We start from the raw sequence: 2,939 nt of genomic DNA on the forward strand, positions 1-2,939 counted from the left end.
TAATAAACCAAATCATCATATCGTCTTCTGACTCTTCTACCAGCTCTTCTTCCGCTTCGGGCTCTTCAACAGGCTCTTCCACCTCNTCCTTAACGGGCTCTTCGGCTGGCTGAGGCAGCTCTTCTTTCGCTTCCTCTTTAGGTTCTTCAGCTTTCGGCTCTTCTACCTTTTCTTCCGCAATTGCCTCTGCAGGCAACTCTTCTGGGGCATCTTCTTGCTCGTTCACTGACACGATATTATTTGAAGCACCCGCCGGTATCGGGAACTCAGCCTCAAAAGGCTTAGGCTTGAACTTGAATTTCTTTCCTTCAATCGTCTCGGCCTTTACCTTAACAGCCACTTTATACAAGCCATCGCCTTTATCTGGCTTAATCGGTAATACCCAGCGCCCCGCCTCGGCATCTAATTCCAAGGCATTGATTAAACTACTCCCATCAGGAGCATTTACCTTCGCAAATATATTGGTATCAGTCAGAGATATCGTCTCACTCATCGGCGTGACCACTAGCGCATAATGAGCTTCATCTCCTTCCCCTTTAACCGAAAATTCAAAATCAAAAGGCGCTCTCAAATTAATAATCTGGCGTTTCTTACGCTTAAAGGTTTTCCCATCAACCAAGACCGTCACTTCATACTGACCGACCTTACTTAACTTACGAATAGCTTCTCTAAAAACGCCGTCTTCAGGAACCTCATCCGACATAGACTTCTTAGCCGTTTTATTGCTTTCTGTTTTAAGCTGCAGCTGCACATCTAATAACTGCAAAAAATCAGGATTAGTAACTGTCTTCCCTTCTTCACTAAAGCTAACGTCAACATTCAAGGGATCACCAGCGAAGAAATTGACCGGTAGTTTGCTAACATTAAGCTGCAAGTTACTAACCACTGTCACCTGGCTTCCTGGTTGAACTTCGGAGTTAATCTTCCACGTGCCTTCTAAAGGACGACTGACAGTAATCAAGTCATAACCTTTATCCTGATACCATTTGATATCCTCACCCTGGTTTTCATAGCTATATACTTTTTCATCAGGAGATAGAATTTCGGTCGGAATGCTGCCATCCCCTCTAAAGATCAAAGCAGTAAATTCTTCGATGCTAGAATCGATAACAAACTCATTTCCCTCGATAGGTACCTGCTCACTAGGAACGGCCTGTTCAAGAGCTTGGAGAAAAATTCGAGTCAGGTCTTCAGGGGTCTCGGCAACCGCCGATTGTCCACCCGTTTGAATAGCTAACTTATCCATTAAGGATTTATCAGCATTTTTTGACAAAGAGATTGAATGAATCTTGGCGCCCTTCTCTTTAAAGGTAGCCATCACTGAAGTTAGAATACGCTCACGTTCTGAGGCATTTTTCTCGGGGTCTTTATCAATATCGACCATGCCATCAGTCAGTAGAATGAAATGAGTATTCGAGAAGTCCTTACCTTCTTTATAAAAATCATCAGAAGCCTTCTCAAGCACTGCCCCAATATTTGTATATAGCGCTACAGAATTGATTTTCTTTGCTTTTTCTTTAGCGTCAAGACGCCATTGCTCATCAACAGCTTTTAACTTGACCAAATTATTAACCCATTGACCAAAAGTCCAAACACCCGCTTCATCGCCATCGGGAATCAGCTCAGTTAATAGGTTAACCGCCGGGATTCGCAAGTTGGCCGGATCATTCTTCTTCATGCTCCCGGAGATATCGATCAGCATACGTATATCGGCCCCCGCTTCATTAGCAGCGGCATCTTGTGCGAAAGCATTAGCTGAAATTAATACATTGACGAAGACCGCCAGTGTCAACATACGCTTAATAAGGCTAAGCCCTCTCAGCTTTTGCGTTATCACCTGGCGCGCAAATGATAGTTTGGAGTTCATAGATTCCCCTGCATGATCCCGGCCCAAACAAATGAGGCATTATGGACAAAATTAGTCGAACATAGATAATTTATAGCAGGTTTTACAACAACAACAATGCGATATTAAAAGTATTTTCTCTTAAATTAACGCTTACCTGTTGTTTTTATAGAAGATTAGTGTGTTTCACTAAGTTTAGAGTGATGAAGGTAAATGTTTTCCTAGCTCGACGTTATAGGCATTGATGAGCTTAAAGCGATCTTGCTCTAGACCGTTGATGGACACTGACTCTTTAAACATATCTAAAGGACGCACCCACAATCCAAACTCGCCATATAAAGCTCTATAGACAACCAACTTTTCCTCTGTCTCGCTATGCGTGACCAGGCCAAGTACCTCGTATTCAGCCCCCTTATAATGCTGATACAAGCCTGTTTCGATACCACTCATCCAGCCTTCTCCATACCCAAGAGTCTTCTCATAACCGATTCCAACATCACCACAACGATCATTAATGCATAAGCGGCGGCAATATAAACCCCTGCTTGAAGCGCTTTATCTGTGTGACCCAAAACCCAGTCATAAGCACCAACAAGGTAGGCGGGTGCCAGCCAAATACTTGCATCTGTCGCAATATTGATAGGCGTTAACAAGAGGACGGCAACCAGAACCCTTAAAGATCGCCGGGTTCGACGTAGCTTGAGATTTCTGGTCATTCGCCAAAATACGGCAATCATCACGAGCGCGGAAATCAGGTACACTGCCCACGCAGCAAGGTATGAAAAACTTTCCAACTATCTATCCTTAAGCCTATATCAACTAAACAAGATCGAGCGAGCCCATCTCATTATTAATTCGCAATTTTTAGTGTAGTTCATCTGCCTGACAGCCATAACAAACTAAATTATGTAGTCTTCCCAATCGTCTTCTGAAACCAGGCTTTCGCTGATTGCTTTTGAGCGCACCGAAATGTGATTTTCATGCATCATAATTTTGCTACCCGCGATCAAGGGGTGCCACTGGGGTAGCGGCTTCCCTTCAAATAGCAAACGATAAGAACAAGTTTCAGGGAGCCATACCGAGACCTCAGGTA

At 43.7% G+C, this 2,939-nt stretch carries 3 protein-coding genes and 1 pseudogene; all 4 read right to left on the reverse strand.

The annotated features are described in order from the left end of the window. A partial coding sequence (locus A3761_RS25100) for a vWA domain-containing protein (RefSeq protein WP_068751135.1) occupies window positions 1–1,867 on the reverse strand: 1,867 nt, incomplete at its 3' end. Window positions 1,868–2,041: 174 nt separating this feature from the next. Further along, a complete protein-coding gene (locus A3761_RS25105; protein WP_068514784.1) occupies window positions 2,042–2,296 on the reverse strand; it encodes a DUF1653 domain-containing protein in 255 nt (84 codons plus the stop codon). Beyond that, a complete protein-coding gene (locus A3761_RS25110) occupies window positions 2,293–2,640 on the reverse strand; it encodes a hypothetical protein (RefSeq protein ID WP_068514779.1) in 348 nt (115 codons plus the stop codon). The genes A3761_RS25105 and A3761_RS25110 overlap by 4 nt, the downstream gene beginning before the upstream one ends. 105 nt (window positions 2,641–2,745) lie before the next feature. Next, a pseudogene (locus tag A3761_RS28245) lies at window positions 2,746–2,939 on the reverse strand (hypothetical protein); the annotation flags it as partial.

This window comes from Oleiphilus sp. HI0123, assembly GCF_001635315.1.

What these genes read in the sequence shown, in the direction of transcription:
- A3761_RS25105 (WP_068514784.1), bottom strand. Translation starts at nt 2,296, where the DNA reads ATGAGTGGTATCGAAACAGGCTTGTATCAGCATTATAAGGGGGCTGAA.